Annotated in this window: 16 protein-coding genes; 8 read left to right on the top strand and 8 right to left on the bottom strand. The window is 54.4% G+C overall.

Annotated elements, in window-relative coordinates; all coding sequences use genetic code 11:
• Positions 1-8 precede the first annotated feature (8 nt).
• Positions 9-1,574: a transcriptional regulator TyrR gene (gene tyrR / locus AAGR08_RS08815; RefSeq protein WP_097097242.1), complete on the top strand. Its 1,566-nt coding sequence runs from the start codon at positions 9-11 to the stop codon at positions 1,572-1,574.
• A 95-nt stretch (positions 1,575-1,669) separates the two neighbouring features.
• Here tyrR and tpx read toward each other — a convergent pair whose 3' ends face one another.
• Positions 1,670-2,173 carry a thiol peroxidase gene (tpx, locus tag AAGR08_RS08820; protein WP_345829637.1) on the bottom strand — a complete coding sequence of 168 codons (504 nt, stop codon included), beginning with the start codon at positions 2,171-2,173 and terminating at the stop codon, positions 1,670-1,672.
• 154 nt (positions 2,174-2,327) lie between these two features.
• Between tpx and ycjG the strand changes: the two genes are divergently transcribed.
• Positions 2,328-3,314 (top strand): L-Ala-D/L-Glu epimerase, encoded by a 987-nt coding sequence (gene ycjG / locus AAGR08_RS08825; RefSeq protein ID WP_345829638.1) that lies wholly within the window; start codon positions 2,328-2,330, stop codon positions 3,312-3,314.
• Here ycjG and mpaA read toward each other — a convergent pair.
• A complete protein-coding gene (gene mpaA / locus AAGR08_RS08830) occupies positions 3,283-3,996 on the bottom strand; it encodes a murein tripeptide amidase MpaA (protein WP_345829639.1) in 714 nt (237 codons plus the stop codon). The two genes, ycjG and mpaA, sit on opposite strands and share 32 nt — an antisense overlap.
• Before the next feature lie 207 nt (positions 3,997-4,203).
• Here mpaA and AAGR08_RS08835 point away from each other — a divergent pair, with 207 nt between their 5' ends.
• The 4 genes from AAGR08_RS08835 to AAGR08_RS08850 all read left to right on the top strand — a co-directional run bounded on the left by AAGR08_RS08835 (position 4,204) and on the right by AAGR08_RS08850 (position 9,688).
• A complete protein-coding gene (locus AAGR08_RS08835) occupies positions 4,204-5,823 on the top strand; it encodes a peptide ABC transporter substrate-binding protein (RefSeq protein ID WP_345829640.1) in 1,620 nt (539 codons plus the stop codon).
• 176 nt (positions 5,824-5,999) lie between these two features.
• Positions 6,000-6,422, top strand: coding sequence for a DUF2231 domain-containing protein (locus AAGR08_RS08840; RefSeq protein ID WP_097097247.1), 423 nt, complete (start codon positions 6,000-6,002; stop codon positions 6,420-6,422).
• Positions 6,419-7,711: a sorbosone dehydrogenase family protein gene (locus AAGR08_RS08845; protein ID WP_097097248.1), complete on the top strand. Its 1,293-nt coding sequence runs from the start codon at positions 6,419-6,421 to the stop codon at positions 7,709-7,711. Before AAGR08_RS08840 ends, AAGR08_RS08845 begins: the two co-directional genes overlap by 4 nt.
• A gap of 594 nt (positions 7,712-8,305) precedes the next feature.
• Positions 8,306-9,688, top strand: coding sequence for an aminopeptidase P family protein (locus AAGR08_RS08850; RefSeq protein WP_345829641.1), 1,383 nt, complete (start codon positions 8,306-8,308; stop codon positions 9,686-9,688).
• Between the two features lie 4 nt (positions 9,689-9,692).
• On the opposite strand, the gene AAGR08_RS08855 is transcribed toward AAGR08_RS08850, so the two are convergent.
• The 4 genes from AAGR08_RS08855 to uxuA form a co-directional block, all read right to left on the bottom strand.
• The gene (locus AAGR08_RS08855) at positions 9,693-10,586 is read right to left on the bottom strand and encodes a LysR family transcriptional regulator (protein ID WP_345829643.1); all 894 of its coding nucleotides are present in this window, start codon (positions 10,584-10,586) and stop codon (positions 9,693-9,695) included.
• Between the two features lie 25 nt (positions 10,587-10,611).
• The gene (gene uxuR, locus AAGR08_RS08860; protein WP_097097251.1) at positions 10,612-11,385 is read right to left on the bottom strand and encodes a Uxu operon transcriptional regulator; all 774 of its coding nucleotides are present in this window, start codon (positions 11,383-11,385) and stop codon (positions 10,612-10,614) included.
• Positions 11,386-11,500: 115 nt separating this feature from the next.
• Positions 11,501-12,916: a glucuronate isomerase gene (gene uxaC / locus AAGR08_RS08865; protein ID WP_345829645.1), complete on the bottom strand. Its 1,416-nt coding sequence runs from the start codon at positions 12,914-12,916 to the stop codon at positions 11,501-11,503.
• On the bottom strand, positions 12,916-14,121 hold the full coding sequence (gene uxuA, locus AAGR08_RS08870) for a mannonate dehydratase (protein ID WP_345829646.1): 1,206 nt from the start codon (positions 14,119-14,121) through the stop codon (positions 12,916-12,918). The genes uxaC and uxuA overlap by 1 nt, the downstream gene beginning before the upstream one ends.
• A gap of 228 nt (positions 14,122-14,349) precedes the next feature.
• On the opposite strand from uxuA, the gene AAGR08_RS08875 reads away from it, so the two are divergent.
• On the top strand, positions 14,350-15,651 hold the full coding sequence (locus AAGR08_RS08875) for an MFS transporter (protein ID WP_097097254.1): 1,302 nt from the start codon (positions 14,350-14,352) through the stop codon (positions 15,649-15,651).
• Between the two features lie 14 nt (positions 15,652-15,665).
• The gene (locus tag AAGR08_RS08880; protein ID WP_345829647.1) at positions 15,666-18,059 is read left to right on the top strand and encodes a glycoside hydrolase family 31 protein; all 2,394 of its coding nucleotides are present in this window, start codon (positions 15,666-15,668) and stop codon (positions 18,057-18,059) included.
• Positions 18,060-18,176: 117 nt separating this feature from the next.
• On the opposite strand, the gene AAGR08_RS08885 is transcribed toward AAGR08_RS08880, so the two are convergent.
• Both AAGR08_RS08885 and AAGR08_RS08890 read right to left on the bottom strand, forming a co-directional pair.
• Complete coding sequence (locus AAGR08_RS08885) at positions 18,177-18,722, bottom strand: NUDIX hydrolase (RefSeq protein WP_345829648.1); 546 nt, start codon at positions 18,720-18,722, stop codon at positions 18,177-18,179.
• A 56-nt stretch (positions 18,723-18,778) separates the two neighbouring features.
• Positions 18,779-19,681 (bottom strand): ParB/Srx family N-terminal domain-containing protein, encoded by a 903-nt coding sequence (locus AAGR08_RS08890; RefSeq protein WP_345829650.1) that lies wholly within the window; start codon positions 19,679-19,681, stop codon positions 18,779-18,781.
• Positions 19,682-19,741 lie beyond the last annotated feature (60 nt).

Here is a 19,741-nt window from a genome sequence, read left to right on the forward strand (position 1 = left end):
TCATCGCAATGCGTTTGGAAGTTTTCTGCCAGGACCGAATCGGTCTGGCGCGCGAGTTGCTCGACCTGTTAGTTGCCCGCAATATTGACCTGCGCGGCATCGAAATTGCGCCACTCGGCCGCATTTACCTCAATTTTACCGCGCTGGAGTTTGAACCCTTCAGCAATCTGATGGCGGAAATTCGTCGTACACCTGGCGTGACAGATGTGCGCACCGTCTCGTTTATGCCATCTGAACGCGAACATCGTGCATTGAGCGCGCTGCTGGTGGCGATGCCGGAGCCGGTGTTGTCGATCGATCTAAAAGGCAAGGTCGAGCTGGCGAATCCCGCGGCACAAAACCTTTTCACGCTTGATGAACAGAAGCTGCGTAATCAAAACGTTGGCACGCTAATCACCGGCTTCAACTTCCAGCGCTGGCTGGAGAATGAGCGGGTTGATGCTCAGGCGCAGCATGTGGTGATACAGGGACGCGATTTCCTGATGGAAGCGCGGCCAATTTATCTGGCAGAAGAAGAGGGCCAGAGCGATCTGCCGGTCGGCGCGATGATTACGCTGAAATCAACGGCGCGCATGGGGCGACAGCTGCAAAACCTCACCGTCACTGACGAATCAGAATTCGATCATATTGTGGCGGTAACGCCAAAAATGCGTCAGGTGATCGATCAAGCACGCAAACTGGCGATGCACGATGCTCCGCTGCTGATCGTGGGCGATACCGGCACCGGCAAAGATATGCTGGCGCGCGCCTGCCACTTGCGTAGCGCGCGGGGTAAAAAACCTTTCCTCGCGCTTAACTGCGCCTCGTTGCCGGATGATGTGGCTGAAAGCGAACTGTTTGGCCACGCAGCGGGCGCGTATCCTAATGCACTGGAAGGCAAAAAAGGGTTCTTTGAGCAGGCCAACGGCGGCTCGGTATTGCTGGATGAGATTGGCGAAATGTCGCCACGCATGCAGACCAAACTGCTGCGCTTTCTCAATGATGGGACGTTCCGCCGCGTGGGTGAAGAGCATGAAGTGCATGTTGATGTGCGCGTGATCTGCGCCACGCAGAAGAACCTGATTGAGTTGGTACAACGCGGCGAATTTCGTGAAGATCTGTTCTATCGTTTGAATGTGCTGACGCTGAATCTACCGCCGCTGCGTGAACGTCCGCTGGATATCCTGCCGCTAACGGAAATGTTTGTGGCGCGCTTTGCCGATGAGCAGGGATTACCGCGTCCACGCCTGTCATCGCAGCTGGCACCGTTTCTAACTCGCTACAACTGGCCGGGTAACGTGCGGCAGCTAAAAAATGCGCTGTATCGCGCGCTGACGCAGCTGGAAGGTTACGAACTGGGACCGCAGGATATTGTGTTACCGGAGCAGGCGCTGGATGTGTCGCTGGGCGAAGAGGCGATGGAAGGATCGCTGGATGACATTACCAGTCGCTTTGAACGTTCGGTGCTCACGCGTCTGTATCTCTCCTATCCCAGCACACGCAAACTGGCCAAACGCCTGGGCGTATCGCATACCGCAATCGCTAATAAGTTGCGTGAGTATGGATTGGGGCAGAAGCGCACCGAGAGCGAGTAGCCGCTGGCCGCGATGATGTGGCAGCAAGGCGCGCATTGATAGGCGCGCACACTAAAAACGCCGCCTCAATAGGGCGGCGTTTTTAATACAAAAAATTACTTCAACGCAGCCAGCGCCGCATCATAGTTTGGCTCTTCGGTGATTTCGTTCACCAATTCGCTGTAAATCACTTTATCGTTTTCATCCAGCACCACCACAGCACGCGCGGTCAGGCCTTTTAACGGGCCATCAGCAATCGCCACGCCATAGTTTTCTTTGAACTCAGCACCACGCAGTGAAGAGAGCGTGATTACATTGCTGACGTTCTCCGCACCGCAGAAGCGTGACTGCGCAAAAGGCAGATCTGCCGAAATGCAGAGTACAACGGTATTGTCCGCTTCACCCGAGCGTTGGTTAAACTTACGCACCGATGCGGCGCACACGCCAGTATCGATGCTTGGGAAAATGTTCAGAACTTTACGTTTGCCTGCATACTTAGCAAGGGAGACATCACTGAGATCTTTGGCGACCAGGTTGAAAGGCTTTGCTTGCTCGCCAGCCTGCGGGAAGTGACCTGCAACAGGTACCGGACTACCCTGGAAGTGAACAGTCTGAGACATACGATTTCCTTTTTTAACAAGTGAATATCTGACTTTAGCCGCGTCAGAACAGATATAGCGTTTGTTTATGACATAATTTTTAAGGGTTTACGAGCGCCTTTCCGGGCGATAATCGAGCCGGCTCGCAATTAACATGCGGATTTAAGGAGAAAGAATGAGAACAGTGAAGAGTTATCCGGAAGCCTGGCCGCTCCATTCGCCGTTTGTTATTTCGCGCGGCAGCCGCACCGAGGCGCATGTGGTGGTGGTGGAAATTGAGCAGAACGGCATCAAAGGGGTGGGTGAAGCCACGCCTTATCTGCGTTACGGCGAAAGCGAAGCCTCGGTATTGAAACAGATTGCCTCGCAGTTGAGTGCGCTGCAGAGCGGCATGACGCGTGAAGCCTTGCAGCAGGCGTTACCTGCGGGTGCAGCGCGTAATGCTATCGACTGCGCCTTGTGGGACTTAGAGCGGCAGCAGCAGAGCAAAAGCCTGGAGGAATTGTGTGACGTTGCACTGGCTAAGGAAATCACCACCGCGCATACCATCAGCATTGATACCCCGGATGCGATGGCCAGCAGCGCGCAGGCGCTCTGGCAACATGGTGCGCGTCTGCTAAAGATCAAAATGGATGACCATCTCATCAGCGAACGTCTGGTGGCGATTCGCTCCGCGGTACCGGATGCCACGCTGATTGTTGATGCGAATGAATCCTGGCATGCCGAGGGATTGGCGGCTCGCTGCCAATTGCTGGCCGATTTGAACATCGCCATGCTTGAGCAGCCGCTATCTGCGGCACAGGACGACGCACTCGGTAACTTTATCCATCCCTTGCCGATCTGTGCTGATGAAAGCTGCCATACCCGTGAGAGTTTGCCCCAGCTAAAAGGGCGCTATGAGATGGTGAACATCAAGCTGGACAAAACCGGCGGTTTAACCGAGGCGCTGGCGCTGGTCGATGCCGCTCGTGAGCAGGGATTTGCCATTATGCTCGGCTGTATGCTGTGCACATCACGGGCAATTCGTGCGGCATTACCGCTGACGTCACGGGCGACATTTGCGGATTTGGACGGCCCAACCTGGCTGGCTGCCGATGTTGAACCGTCGCTGCATTTCACGCACGGCGTACTTAAGCCGCTGGCTGCCAGCGCAGCAGATTAATCATCGCTTCGAGGTAAACTTCGGTGGCTTCGTCCACCGAAATCGGCGGCATTTCGGCGGTGATGCACAGCAGACCGAGATCGTCGCACCAGCTGCCAAACGAGCCCTGCGTGGCATACCCAACGCTGCTGACAACCGGCAACGCCGTTTGCTGCGCCAGCCACTGCGCTAACTCGCTGTGATGAGGATCGTCAATGCAGGCGAGCGGTTCATGCCAGGAAACCACCCAGCTTGGTTTGATCTGATGGATCAGCTGACACAGCGCGCGGGTTTCAGGCTCGGATGACGGCCCCGATCCCGTTGAGAGCACGACATCACGCTCATCCGCTTCGCTGTTCCAGCGATACACCGTGTCGCCGCTCTGCCAGTTAGCGGCAGGGAAGTTACGGTTGAGATCGACGCCATTAGCGTTGGCGCGCAGCCCCAGCTGACAGCCGTCAGGATTCACCGCCAGAATCACGTGATGGCGGCGCAGCGAGTCCGGCAGGGTACGCATCGCGCCGGATAACGTGGCGATGGCGGCATTCTCGTCGCCGTGTGTACCGGCGATAATGAGCCCACTTTCTGCATCAGCGGCCGGGGCGGGAAACCACAGCAGCGGCGTGCCCAGCACCGATTGCCCGTATTGTTGCCAGACGGCGTCCAGCTTGCCGCGCAGCGGACGCGGATGGTATGACGACATAAGGTTCCTCATTGAAATGCTTCCAACTCCGCCAAAAGCGTTCTGGCGCGCAAGAAAAATGTGACCGGCAATCCAGCCTCAACATAACGGTAAACAGCACGCAGGGAAATAGCTATATATCAATCAGCGATTTGCGATAAAGTGCCGAAAGTTGCTGGCGACATAATCCTGTTTGCTGTCGCCGTTTTTACGGGTTAAGGAGTGGTAATGAAATTAACGTTCCGCAAGACGCTGGCTGCCTTAGTCGTCACCAGCGCAGTTTCACCCGCATTTGCCGCCAACATTCCGCCGGGTGCACAGTTGGCTAGCTCGCAGGAAATCGTCCGCCATATTAAAGATGAGCCCGCTTCACTGGATCCGATGAAGGCGGTAGGCCTGCCGGAAATTCAGGTCATGCGCGACTTGTTCGAAGGACTGACGAATCAGGATGCCCATGGCAAAATCGTGCCGGGGGTGGCACAAAGCTGGAGCAGCAACGATAACAAAACGTGGATCTTCACCTTGCGTAAAGAGGCGCGCTGGTCAAATGGCGAGCCGGTCACCGCGCAGGATTTTGTGTATAGCTGGCAGCGTTTAGTTGAGCCAAAGAACAGTTCACCTTTTGCCTGGTTTGCTGCGCTAAGCGGTATTGAGAATGCGGAAGCCATCACCAAAGGGCAGATGAGCGCCGATAAACTTGGCGTGACCGCTACCGATGCAACACATCTCAAGGTGACATTGTCACGTCCCGTGCCGTGGTTCCCGAGCATGGTCGCCAACGCCGCGACGTACCCGGTCTCGCAAAAAGTGTTAGAAAAAGAGGGCGATAGTTGGACTTCGCCGGGCAAGCTGGTGGGAAATGGGGCTTATCAGCTGCAGGAACGCGTGGTGAATGAAAAAATCGTACTGGTACGTAACAGCCATTACTGGGATGACAAAGAGTCGGTACTGACCAAGGTCACGTTCCTGCCGATTAACGAAGAGTCGAGCGCCACCAAGCGTTATCGCGCCAATGATATCGATATCACTGAATCCTTCCCCAAAAATATGTACGCGCTGCTGAGGAAAGAGTTACCTGGCCAGGTTTACACGCCGGATCAGCTCGGTACCTATTATTACGCATTTAATACTGAGAAAGGGCCGACCGCGGATGTGCGCGTACGTAAGGCGCTGTCGTGGAGCATCGATCGCCGTATTATCGCCGAGAAAGTACTGGGCACCGGTGAGAAACCGGCCTGGCATTTTACGCCGGATGTCACCGCTGGCTTCACGCCACAGCAAAGTTATTTGCAACAGCACAGTCAGCAGGAGCTCAATGCCCAGGCCAAAGCGTTATTGACGGCGGCGGGTTATGGGCCGGGTAAACCGCTGCATTTGACGCTGCTGTACAACACTTCTGAAAGCCATCAGAAAATCGCGATTGCCGTGGCGTCGATGTGGAAGAAGAATCTTGGCGTGGACGTCACCTTGCAAAATCAGGAGTGGAAGACCTATATCGATAGCCGTAATAGCGGCAGTTTCGATGTGATTCGCGCGTCGTGGGTGGGCGATTACAACGAGCCATCGACCTTCCTCAGTTTGCTGACTTCCACTCATAGCGGCAATATCGCGCGCTTCCACAGCGGCGATTATGACGCGGTGCTCACGAAAGCGAGTAGGGAAACCAGTGTGGCGGCACGCAACGCTGACTACAACAAAGCCGAACAGATCATTGCCGATCAGGCACCCATTGCTCCGATCTATCAATACACCAATGGACGTTTGATAAAGCCGTGGGTGAAAGGTTATCCGATCACCAATCCAGAAGACGTGGCGTATAGCCGCGAACTGTGGATTGAAAAGCACTGATATCGCTAAGCCGCCGAGAACCTTTGACGGCAGATAAGTCATCATTTTTAAAAAGTTAGATAAGTGTTAAACGTTACTGTTTATCTTTACTAATATTTCACAGGTGGTGGCACGTTGTTGCAATAAAGCGAACCGCGTACGCCATCTGATGATAATACGGTAAAAGGGAGAGAGTAATGTTCTATACCTCAGGAAGATCGGTGTTCGGCGTGACGCTCTACACATTGCTAGAACCGCTGCCGCTGGGCTTTTTCGTTGCGGCCTGGTTTTTCGATATCCTCTATCTGCAAACCTTCGTCATCATGTGGACCAAATCCGCCAGCTGGCTGATTGCTATCGGTCTGGTGTTGGCCATCCTGCCACGTTTAATTAGCCTGGTTTATTTATTTCGCGGGGCCAGGTCGAATGAAAAGACCCATTTCTGGCTGTCGCTGCTGGCTATCGTGCTGGCGGTGGTGAACGCCTTTATTCATAGCCGTGATGCGTATGCTGTGGTGCCCATGGGCGTCACGCTCTCGACGCTGGTGGTCGCGCTGTTGCTGATCGCTAACGTGCAGCTGGTGCTGCGAGATCGCCGTACACAAGGAGGTCGCGCATGAAATACGTACTTAGCGCGATAACGCTCGCGATGTTGCTCAGTGCCTGTGATGACGGGGCACTGATCGATCCGCAAAAGCAAATTGGTGCTAACCCTGAACTGCCGCAGGCGCAGAACTTCTTTATGCCGCCAATGCAGGTGCCGGAAGGCACGCCGTGGAAAGCCGGCGAAATGCCGAAAGTGGCGGATGGGCTGAAGATCGAGAAGATCGCCGATCGGCTGCAACACCCGCGTCAGGTACTGGTTCTGCCTAATAATGATGTACTGGTGGCGGAATCGAATGGTACGCCAAAGCCTACCACCGCGCCTAAGCAGCTGATCATGGGCCTTGTGCAGAAAGCCTCAGGCAAAGGCGGTGAGGGTGGCAATCGCATAACGCTGCTGCGCAACGTGAACGGAAAATGGGAGCAGCATCGCTTTATTGAAAACCTCACGGCGCCGTTTGGTATGCAGCTGGTTGGTAACACGTTGTATGTGGCGAACGCCGATAGTCTGGTGAAGTTCCCTTACGAAACCGGGCAAACCGAGATACGCACGCCGCCCGTAGAGGTCACAGAACTGCCGGGCGGACCGATTAATCATCACTGGACGAAATCGCTGCTTGCCAGCCCTGACGGCAGCAAGCTGTATGTCGGGGTAGGTTCAAACAGCAACGTGACGGAAAATGGTATCGGCGAGGAGTATCGCCGCGCGGCGGTGCTGGAGGTGGATGCGGCGAGCGGTGCCAGTCGTATCTACGCCAGCGGCCTGCGCAACCCAACCGGCTTACAATGGGAACCGCAGAGCGGCAAGCTGTGGGCGGTGGTGAATGAGCGTGATGAGATTGGCTCGGATCTGGTGCCGGATTATATGACGTCGGTGCAGGATAAAGGCTTCTACGGCTGGCCGTACAGCTATTATGGTCAACACGTCGATGAGCGCGCGCAGCCGCAAAGGCCGGATCTGGTTGAGAAAGCGATTAAACCGGATTATGCACTCAGCTCGCATGTCGCACCGCTCGGCCTGTTGTTCTATGGCGCAGATAACATGCCGCAGTATCGTGGCGGAGCGTTTATCAGCGAACACGGCAGCTGGAACCGCACGCCGCTTAACGGCTATCAGGTGGTGTGGGTCAAGTTCGAAGACGGGAAGCCGGTAGGGCAGCCACAGCCGGTGGTGACAGGCTTCCTCACCGACGATCAAAAGCAGGTGCGAGGCTTACCGGTTGGCTTAGCCACCGATCAGCAAGGCGGCGTGTTGATTGCGGATGATGCGGGCAACGCTATCTGGCGTATCAGTTCCGCGCGGTAATGCATCGCAGATAATAAAAAAGGATTTGGCTTAAACGCCAAATCCTTTTTTTTATGTTCGCAAACCGGCTGGTAACCGCGCTGCGAACGGGGTGCTCAGCACTCCTCACACAGGCGATAATAAAATGTGCGGCGAGATATTTCAAGTTTTGCAATAATACTGTATGGTTATACAGGTGTTGAGTGACGAGCGAAGCCTCATTGTTTTTCTGATGACTCCAGGGGCGCGGATAGTCAAATCCCGGCAGGTTTCAGGTGGTGCTGGCCTGTGGCTTTCACAATGAGAGCCGCTCAGCACTCCTCACACAATGTGCTTAGGCCGTCGGCGGGTGGAGTCAAAGCCCCGGCGGCTGAAAGGCGCGCTCCTGTCAGAGGAGAAGGAAAGTGATGGAAATTGTTCGATTGCTACTGGACTTAGTCCGGGTCATCTTGCAAATCATCGTTGCCCTTTTGCAACTGACCGGTCAGGCGCACTGACCGGAACTTGAAACAAGGCGGAGCTCACCCCTCCGCCTTTTTTCGTTTGCATCAAAATCCTGCCCGGCAAAAGACGCTACTATCTCAGGCAACTATTTGCACTGCGAGGAAACGCATCATGGCAATCAAATTTGGCCCCCTCACCGCGCCGGTGAAGTTTAGTGACGTTGAGCCGGTCTCTCTCTCCGATGACACCCTGCTAAAACGAAAAAATACGCTTCTGGCAGGCATGAAACGGCAGGGTTTTGATAGCCTGGTGATTTACGCGGACAAGGAACATGGGAGTAATTTCGAGTATCTCACCGGATTTATTCCGCGTTTCGAAGAGGGGCTGTTACTGCTGGACCAGTCCGGACGCTGCACGCTGGTATTAGGCAACGAAAACCTCAAGCTGGCACGTTTCTCACGCGTAGCGGCTTCGCTGGTGCACACGCCTTTCTTCTCACTGCCCAATCAGCCGATGGAGAATGAAGTTCCGCTGGAACAGCTTTTCGCTGATGCGGGCTTAAATAACAGCAACAAGGTTGGGCTGGTGGGATGGAAGATGTTCACGCCCGCAGCGGGAAATGGTCACACACTCTTTGATTTGCCATATTTCATCGTTGATGCCATAAAACGGACGATGAAAGATGACGCGGTGCTGGAAAATGCCGTCCACCTTTTTATTGGCGATCACGGTGCCAGAACCACCTGTAATGCGAACGAAATAGCCCATTACGAATATGGTGCCAACCTCGCGTCGAACTGTATGCTGGATGCGCTCAATGCCATTGAGGTTGGCGTACGTGAAACCGAGCTGGGCGCACTACTGAGTGGCGAAGGGCAATCCCACTCGGTGGTAACTATTGCGGCGACCGGCAGTCGTTTCGCTAACGCGAATCTCTATCCAACCTATAAAAAAATACAGCGCGGCGATCCGCTTTCACTTACCACCGGTTTCAAAGGTGGCCTCTCAAGTCGCAGCGGTTTTGTCATCGCTGAAGCGGGTGAACTGCCGCAAAGCCAGTCCGATTATCTGGATCGCATCGCAAAACCCTACTTTGGCGCCGTGGTTGCCTGGCTGGAAAATATTCGCGTCGGAACCCGCGGTGGCATGCTTTACGATCTTATTGAGCAGGTTTTGCCGAAGCAGCATTTCGGCTGGCATCTTAATCCCGGACATCTGGTGGCGGATGAAGAGTGGATGTCATCGCCGATTTATCCGCGTTCGGTTGAAGTGCTGAAAAGCGGCATGATGCTCCAGATTGATATTATCCCCGCGGTTGCGGGTTACAGCGGCGCGAGCGCGGAAGAGTGCGTAGCGCTGGCTGATACGGCGTTACAAGTGGAGATTCGTCATGCCTATCCGGCACTGTGGCAGCGTATTGAGACCCGCCGTCGTTATTTGCGAGAGGTGATTGGCATTCAGCTCAGCGCAGATGTATTACCGCTGTCGAATAGCGTGGCCTATTTGAGGCCGTTCTTTTTGGCGAAGCATCAGGCGCTGAGCGTGGAGAGATAAAACCTTAACCTTTGTATTTTATGGCTTCGATTAATTTCTCAAATGCGGCGGTGTGCTGTTTGCGGCTGGGGTAATAAAGATAATATCCGCTAAACGGTTCGCACCAGTCATCCAGGACCGTTTGCAATTCGCCGCTGGCGATGTGTTTGCTAACGGTATCTTCTGGCACAAAGGCAATGCCCATGCCAGCAAGCACGGCATCAATACGCGACGCCAGATGATTAAAAATAAGTTGTCCATCCACTTTCACGCGAATCGCTTTGCCCGCTTTGCTGAATTCCCAGCTGTATAAACCGCCCAGCGTGGGAAGGCGCATGTTGATACAGTTGTGGTTCTGCAATTCGTAAGGTGTGGCGGGGATTCCGTTTTTTTGCAGATATTCCGGTGCAGCCACGGCAACCATTTTCCAGTCTGGGCCGATCCTCACCGCCACCATATCTTTTTCAATGCTTTCACCCAGCCGTACTCCCGCATCGAAACGGCCACTTACGATATCCGTTAACGTATTGTCAACCGAAAGTTCAACGTTAACCTCTGGATAAGCCTGCACAAACGGTTTAAGCAGCGGCCATAAGGTTGAGGACAACGCATGCTCCCCGGCGGTAATGCGAATATTCCCCGAGGGCCTGTTTTGATTGTCGGTCAGTTGCAGCAGGGCCTTTTCAATGTCAGCCATCATCGGTGCAACGCTTTTTATTAAGTTATCACCGGCTTCGGTAGGCGCCACGCTGCGGGTAGTGCGCGTTAAGAGTCGCGTGTTTAAACGCTCTTCCAGACCGCGAATTGAATGGCTCAATGCAGATTGTGAAACGCCTAATTTTGCTGCGGCACGGGTAAAGCTACATTCGCGCGCCACCATGATTAAATAGATGAGGTCGTTAAAGTTTTCCCGAAGCATGTGGTTGACCTTTTCGATTACGCTCTTAATTAGGATTTCGGGTGACGTACAAAGGCCAGGATTCAAACAGGTAGCCATCGAAATCGATATCGTCGACGTCCGAAAACTCCAGCAGCCGCTGCTTCACGTTCTCAAGATGTTCCCACATTGCCTGTTTAGCGGCGCGTGCATCTTTTTTGACCAGCGTAGCGAGGATCTTCTTGTGATCGTCGAGCCACTGCTTACGGTAATCGTTGTTAATCAGATGGCGATGCAGCTGGCTCCACATCACATTATCTTCGCGCCACTGCCAGGATTGCTTAAACAGCTCAACCAGCATGCTGTTGTGCGTGGCTTCAGCAATCGCCAAATGGAAATTGCGATCGCCATTTTCACTTTGGTTAACCGCGCCAGAGGCCAGCTCTTTTTCTTCCAGTTCCAGCGCCTGGCGCATTTTCATGATGTCTTCACGCGTCGCCTGCAGCGCAGCAAATTCGGCAATATTACTCTCCAGCAGCTGACGCGCCTGCAGCATCTCAAACGGCCCCGCATCGTTACTGGCTTTTTGTGATGATGCCGGGTGTGGCGGGGTGTCGTGAATCACATAAATACCAGCACCCCGACGCACCTCAATTAACCCTTCCAGCTCCAGCATGATCAGAGCTTCACGCACTAACGTGCGCGTCACGTCGAGCAGTGCTGCAAGTTCACGTTCCGGCGGCAACCGTTGACCAACGGCGTACTGCTTTTGCGTAATCATATTACGTAGCATTTCGCCCACTTCCTGATACGGACGCTGAGCTGAAGTTGGAGTTTTCATTGTGCTCTTTTCTTTGCGTTAAGGGATTCACAACCTCTGAGGCTGGCGAGCTCAGAGGCGCGCACTATAACATAGTGAATAAGAATCGGCCTGGACCACGTATCACAGGCTGCTCTCACGCCGTGTTCAGGGAAAAATAGCGCCTGGCATTGTTGAAACAGATATCGCGGATCATGCCACCCAGCATTGGCTCATCCGCAGGTACTATCCCGTCCTTAACCCACTGCGCCAGCAAATTACACATAATGCGGCGAAAATATTCGTGTCGCGTGTAGGAGAGGAAACTACGCGAATCGGTCAACATACCGACAAACTGGCTAAGTAAGCCAATTTGTGACAGCTGTTCCAACTGACGCAGCATGCCATCGCGCTGATCGTTGAACCACCAACCAGAACCAAACTGCACTTTGCCAGCCATGCCTGCGCCCTGGAAGTTACCGGCCATGGTCGCCAGCACTTCGTTATCACGCGGATTGAGGCAGTACAGAATGGTTTTTGGTAAGCAATCGTCGATGTCCATCGCATCCAGCAGGCGCGCCAGCGGCCAGGCAATATTATTATCGCCAATTGAATCAAAACCGCTATCTGGCCCCAGCAGGCGGAACATGCGCGTACTGTTATTACGGATGGCGCCAATGTGCAGCTGCATCACCCAGCCGCGGCGGGCATATTCACTGCCGAGCCACACCAATATCGCCGTGCTAAATTGTGCGATTTCCAGTTCATCCAGCTGATTACCGCAGCGACGTTTCTCCAGGATTGCGTCGAGTACGTTATCTGCTGGCACCGGCGCAAAGCGCAGGGTTTCGATGCCGTGATCCGATGCGCGGCAGCCGTGGGCAGAGAAGTGATCGAGGCGGCGCAACAGGGCACGGCGCAACGCCTCGACGCTATCGATGGCGATATCCGCTGCCGCTTCCAGCTGCCCCAGATAGGCGACGAAGCCGTCCAGCTCAATTTTAAACACCTTGTCCGGACGCCAGCTCGGCGCGACCTCAATATCAATGCTGGCGTCATCGGCGATCTGGCGATGGTAGCGTAGTGAATCGACCGGATCGTCGGTGGTGCCGACCATACGCACCTTCATCTGGCGCATAATACCGCGCGCGGAAAATTCAGGCAGCGCCAGCTTTTCGGCACAGCGGTGCCAGATGTCAGGCGCGGTGTCCGGGCCGAACAGCGTATCAGTGATGCCAAACGGCCGGCGCAGTTCAAGGTGGGTCCAGTGATAGAGCGGATTTCCCAGCGTCTTCGGCACGGTATGCGCCCAGGCGAGATACTTATCGTAATCGCTGGTGTGCTTGCCGGTGATCAAGGATTCATCTATGCCCGCCGCACGCAGCGCGCGCCATTTATAGTGATCGCCTTCCAGCCAAATCTGGCCGAGATTGGCGAAGCGCCGATCTTCCGCAATCTCCTGCGGATTCAGGTGGCAGTGGTAATCGTAGATTGGCATGTCAGCCGCGAAATCATGATATAAACGCCGCGCGGTGTCACTTTGCAGCAGAAAATCCTCATCCATAAAGCGCATTACCGGGCTCCCTGATTCGCCGCTGTGTCAAAATAGGCGCGATGAATCGCCAGCTCAACGCCGCGAATCTCAGCCAGCCCTTTCAATCGACCAATCGCCGAATAGCCGGGATTGGTTTTCTTCTTTAGGTCATCCAGCATCTGGTGACCGTGATCGGGGCGCATCGGGATAACATCTTCCTGACCGGCTGCTTTGCGACGATGCTCCTCTTCGGCAATCGCTTTAATCACGGCAAACATATCGACATCGCCACCCAGATGCGCCGCCTCATGGAAGCTCTTTGGATTCTCTTCACGCTTTGTCGAACGCAGATGCGCAAAGTAGATGCGTGGGCCAAAGCGTTTCACCATACCGGCTAAATCATTTTCTGCCAGCACGCCATACGAACCGGTACACAGGGTGAAACCATTGGCCGGACTGCTAACGATATCAATCATCCACTGCAAATCGTCGGCATTGGATACGATGCGCGGCAAGCCGAGAATCGGGCGGGGCGGATCGTCCGGATGTACCGCCATGCGCACGCCCACTTCCTCGGCAACGGCAATAATCGCCCGCAGGAACCTGGCAAAATTCTCACGTAGTTCAGCTTTACCGATGCCGTCATAGCGTGCCAGCTGCGCGCGAAATTGGTCCAGCGTATAACCTTCTTCAGCACCGGGTAATCCGGCGATAATGTTGCGCGTCAGGCGTTCGCGGTGTTGTTCGCTCATCTGCCCAAAGCGCTCGGCGGCCTCGGCAATCTCTTGTGCACTGTAATCCCGCTCCGCACCGGGGCGCTGCAAGATATGCAGTTCAAACACCGCAAACTCAATCTGATCAAAGCGCAGCGCTTTGGCACCATCCGGCAGCAGGTATTCGAGATCGGTGCGCGTCCAGTCAAGAATCGGCATGAAGTTGTAGCACACGGTGGTAATGCCGCACTGCGCCAGATTGCGCAGCGACTGCTGATAGTTGCTGATCCAGTGCTGACAGCGGCCGCTGCCGGTTTTGATCTCTTCGTGAATCGGCACGCTTTCAACTACCGACCACACCAGGCCTGCGGCTTCAACCAGCGCTTTACGCTGCTGGATTTCTGCCACTGACCACACTTCGCCATTGGGGATGTGATGCAGCGCCGTGACGATGCCGGTTGCGCCAGCCTGGCGCGCATCGGCAAGAGAGACTGGATCGTTTGGGCCATACCAGCGCCAGGTCTGCTTCATGTTGTTACCTCACTAAATGTGGTTGACCAATATAGTCATTTAGCGTGTTTCACTCATCATTAATCACGCCGTTAGCGGTTAAAACTCTGCTCTTTGTGGAATTAAGTCAACCTAGTGAGTGATTTTGGTTAACCAGATCACAAATGCGACATCACGCTGGCGACCACTTTCCACAACTGTGTTTCACTCATGGCGAATGATGAGAAATGACTCAATATGGAGAGGCCGATGAACCGCAGTTTAAATCCAGGCATAACCGCTGCAGGCACCAAACGCACCTGGCGCAATCTGCGCTGGTGGGTGCTGGTGCTGTTCTTAGCAGGCGTTACGGTCAACTACATCACCCGTAACTCGTTAGGCATTCTGGCGCCCGAACTCAAAACCAGTCTCGGCATCACCACCGAACAATATTCGTGGATTGTCGGCGCATTCCAGCTGGCGTACACCTTCTTTCAGCCCCTTTGTGGCTGGCTGATCGATGTCATTGGCCTCAAGCTCGGCTTTCTCATTTGTGCCTCCATTTGGGCACTGGCCTGCTTGTTTCACGCGGGGGCGGCCAGCTGGGTGCATTTAGCGATTCTGCGGTTTGTGATGGGGGGCGCAGAAGCGGCAGCCACGCCGGCTAACGCGAAAGTTATAGGCGAGTGGTTTCCAAAAAAAGAGCGCCCAATTGCCGCCGGTTGGGCGGGGGTAGGTTTCTCCATCGGCGCGATGCTGGCACCGCCGATTATCTACTTCGCTCACGCTTCCTTTGGCTGGCAGGGGGCGTTCTTATTCACGGGCTGTCTGGCGCTGGGCTGGGTGGTGCTGTGGTGGCTGTTCTATCGCGACCCTGAGCAGCATCCCAATCTGCAGGCGTCCGAACTGGCATTTATTCGTCAGGACAACGAGCCACCGGCGGTAAAACTGCCTTTCTTTACCGCGTTGAAAACCGTGTCGAAAAACAAACGCTTCTACGGGATCGCCATTCCCGCCTTTATGGCGGAACCCGCCTGGGGCGTGCTGAGTTTCTGGGTGCCGCTTTATCTGGCGAAAGAGTTGGGCATGGACCTGAAGCAGATCGCCATGTTCGCCTGGCTGCCGTTCCTCGCCGCTGATTTAGGCAGCGCGGCCAGCGGTTATTTGACCCGCCTTTACACCAAAATTTTTGGTTTTACTCAGGTTAACTCCGTGGTGGCAAGCTCGGTGACCGGTGCATTTCTGATGCTGTCGCTGGCGATGGTGGCGGTCACCAAAGATCCCTATGTTGCTATCGCGCTGATCTCAATTGGCGGTTTCGGTCATCAAATCATCTCCTGCATGCTGAGCGCGCTGGTGGTAGAGAAGTTTGATAAAGGGCAGATGGCAACCGTCAACGGTATGCGCGGTTCGTTTGCCTGGATCTCCAGTTTCCTGTTCTCGCTGCTGATCGGCGTCACTGCTGACACCATCGGTTTTAATCCACTGTTTGTCGCCATGGGCTTTTTTGACCTGATCGGTGCGGTATTCCTGATTGCTTTTATTGCTGAACGTCGCGCACAGCGCGCCTGAATAAGTAGGTAACGATGAAAACGTTAAAAAATTGGTCTTTAGCTGGCTCTGATGCGCATCATGTGGCGCTGACCGTCGACGGTAAACACACGCTCTGCCTGTATGTGCTGGAATCGGGGATGTTTCGCGTGGCGATTAAACGTCAGGGCGCCTATACCCTCGACAGAACATGGAGCATTGCGCCGCAGAGTGATGTGCCGTGGGAAGGGCGTCAGCGTGACAGTCTGGCGGGCTTCTCACTGCCGGGCTTTACGCTTGAGGAGGAGGGCAGCACGCTGGTGATCGCCACCGATAAGCTACGCGTAATCGTGCATCAGCCGCTGGCGCTGGAGTGGCAATATTGCGACGGCGCCGGCGCGTGGCAGCTGCTGACCTGCGATCGCCCGACCAGCGCCTATCAACTCAATGCACACGGCGATGGCGTGGCGCACTATCAGCGCCGCATGCCTGATGACCGTTACTATGGGCTGGGTGAGAAAAGCGGCGACTTGCAGCGCAACGGTCAGCGTTATGAAATGCGCAACCTGGATGCTATGGGCTATAACGCTTCTTCGACCGATCCGCTCTACAAACACGTGCCCTTTACCATTACGCGCCGCGACAACGTCAGCTTTGGTCTCTACTACGATAATCTCAGCAGCAGCTGGTTTGATCTGGGGAACGAGCTCGATAATTATCATCAGCCGTATCGCCGCTGGCAGGCGGAGAGTGGCGACATCGATTACTACCTGTTTGTTGCTGATAAGGTACTGGATGTCACCAAGGCTTTTGTGCGTCTAACCGGGAAAACGCTGTTCGGCCCGAAATGGAGCCTCGGTTACAGCGGTTCAACCATGCATTATACGGATGCGCCAGACGCGCAAAATCAGTTGATGAACTTCATTCATCTGTGTGAAGAGCATGATATTCCGTGTGATTCATTCCAGCTTTCATCGGGTTATACCTCCATTAACAACAAGCGCTACGTGTTCAACTGGAACTACGACAAAGTGCCACAGCCGGAAGTGATGAGTCAGGCGTTTCACGATGCCGGCTTGCGCCTCGCCGCTAATATCAAACCGTGCTTGTTGCAGGATCATCCGCGTTACAACGAAGTGGCAGAGCAAGGGTTGTTTATTCGCGATTCTGAAGCCGATGCGCCTGAGCGCTCGGTGTTTTGGGATGACGAGGGGTCGCATCTTGATTTTACCCATCCTGGTGCCGTGGCATGGTGGCAGGAAAATGTCACCAAACAGCTGCTGGAAAAAGGTATTGATTCCACCTGGAATGATAACAATGAATATGAGGTGTGGGATGGCGAGGCGCGTTGCCACGGCTTTGGCACACCCATTGCCATCAAACACATTCGTCCGGTGATGCCGCTGCTGATGATGCGCGCCTCTATGGAAGCGCAGCAGCGTTTCGCCCCGGAAAAACGTCCTTTCCTGATTTCACGCTCCGGCTGCGCCGGGATGCAGCGCTACGTGCAAACCTGGAGCGGTGATAACCGCACCAACTGGACCACGTTACGCTACAACATTCGCATGGGATTAGGCATGAGCCTGTCTGGTTTGTACAACGTGGGACATGACGTGGGCGGTTTCTCTGGCGATAAGCCCGATGCCGAACTGTTTGTGCGCTGGGTACAAAACGGCGTGATGCACCCGCGTTTTACTATTCATTCCTGGAATGACGATCGCACCGTAAATGAGCCCTGGATGTACCCGGCCGCCACACCTGCGATTCGCGCCGCGATTGCGCTGCGTTATCGTCTGCTGCCGTATCTCTATACGCTGCTGTGGCAGGCTCATGCTGATGATGAGCCGATGTTGCGTCCAACTTTCCTCGATCACGAGCAGGACGCGCAGACGTTTGCCGAATGCGATGAGTTTATGCTGGGGCGCGATCTACTGGTGGCCAGCGTGGTCGAACCCGGCCAGCGCACGCGTCGTCTGTGGCTGCCCGATAACCAAACCGGCTGGTATGATTTTGCCAGTCAGCGATGGTATAGCGCCGGTCAGTGGGTCACGCTGGGCGCGCCGTTAGAAACGCAGCCGATGCTGGTGCGAGCCGGTGCGGGATTACCGCTCAGCGAGCGCCTGCGGCATGTGGATGCCAACGCTGACGATTGCCGCACCCTGCAGCTGTTCCCACTACAGGGCAAAGGCGTGACGAACGGCATGCTGTTTGAGGATGATGGCGAATCATGGGGCTACCAGCAGGGCAATGCGCTATGGCTGAACTGGGAAATGCGCAGCGATGCTCAGAGCATTCATCTCACCTTTACCCGCAAGGGCACTTTCCAGCCGGCATGGCAGAGGTTGAAAGTGACATTGCCAGTAGGTGAACAGCGTAAGCTGTTGATTGACGGTGTAGAGGTGAATAGCGCGCAGGCTGAGGTCGTATTGGCGCAGATAGCGTCTGCGTAATGCGTTATTTATCGATCGCCAGGCGTGGCGATCGATAATGACCCGCGCGGTTTCCTAAGGTGCGCAGCGATGCGCAACAGAATCATCAAATGCCAGGCCACAACGGCGGTGGCGGCGTTAATCGATAAGCTTTTTCGCCCGGGCCAACAGAAATGCCGTCACCGATGTCGCATCGGTAATTTTTCCCGCCAGGATCAACGCCAGAAAGTCGGCAGTTTTCATTCTACTCGCCGTCAAACCCACTTCTTCCGCATCGAGATTTTGTCCCTGATACGTCAGATCCCGCGCCAGATAAATGTGATAGCCCTGGGCGGAGTAGCCCTGAGCTAGCTTCTGATAACCCACATAACTTAACTCCCCGGCGACCAGGCCCGTTTCTTCTAAGAGTTCACCCGCGGCAAGATCTTCTGGCGCGGCATTGGGCGTCAGTTCCCAGCTACCTTGAGGTAACTCAATGGTGCGTTCACCAATGGGATAACGGTACTGTTCAACCACATAAATGCTGTCATCTTCGATGGGCAGAACGACCACAAAGTCATCTTTTTCGATTACCGAATAGATACCTTCGCTGCCATCCGCCCGCTGAATTTTATCTTCTTTCAACGTTAACCAGCGATTGCGGTAAATCTCTTTAGATACAAGCGTATGGATTTCGGCTTTCACATCATCCTCCAACGTAATAATAGAAAAGGCGGAAAGATCCTCCGCCTGAAGAGAGATTACTGCGCAAAGGCCCACGTCAATTTGCCGTTATCAGAAACCAGCTTATCCAGCTTCTTCTCATTCACTTTCTTACGCGCGCCCAGCTTTTCAGCGGTCAGCGGTCCGCTATCGCTGTGCGCAATCACCGTTTCTTTCGGGATGCTGATCATTTTCTCAGCGATTGTTTTCAATGCATTGGCGTAACCACTGCGATCTTTCAGATCAAACGTTTTAAGCGGCAGCTGGGTTTCAAGCCACTTTCCCCAGTAAAACTCAAGGAAAGGCGGCGGATTTTGTTCTTTATCGAAGCCGATATCACGCACGAAATAGACCAGCGAGCGATATTCATCATTTTGCATATGCTTGTGTCCTAGCTCTTTGGGTAACGCATCGGGTTGGACCTTACCAGAGGGCGTATCCAGCCACACCAGATGTGCCGTCTCCATCTTTTGCCAGAATGCCGACATGGTCGGCAAGCTACGGAAGTCATCAGTGATGCGCACCTGAACCGGCGTGTTGAGACCGGCGATATCGGCAAAATTACTGAAGGTATGGTGGCCATCGGTGAGATAAAGCGTGTTATCGGGTGCAATTACGGCGGTTTTCATCGGGCCTGGTTCGCTACCGACCGGCAGCTTGCAGCTGAAGCTACTGGGTTGAGTGAGGCGGGATTGACGATCAAACTTATCGACCCCCTTTTGCCCCATGCTTTCGCAGTAATCATCAAAGAGTTTTTTGGGTTCGGCTTCATAACGATGTTGCTTGTAATCCAACTGGCGATAGCCAATGGCCGCCTGCGTAGGATGAAGCTGCGCCAACTGAACTTGCACAATGTCACCGGCTTTAATGTCGGCGGGCAGTGCGGCAGAAGCCTGTCCGGCTGACCACAATAACGCCAGAATTGACCAGGGTGTTCTCATTCCATTTCCTCAAATCGCCAGTCACAGAGGCGCACAATAGCATTACTGTCATCTTTGCGC

The organism is Pantoea sp. BRR-3P, assembly GCF_039621635.1.
In the GTDB taxonomy this organism is placed as follows: Bacteria; Pseudomonadota; Gammaproteobacteria; order Enterobacterales; family Enterobacteriaceae; genus Pantoea; species Pantoea floridensis.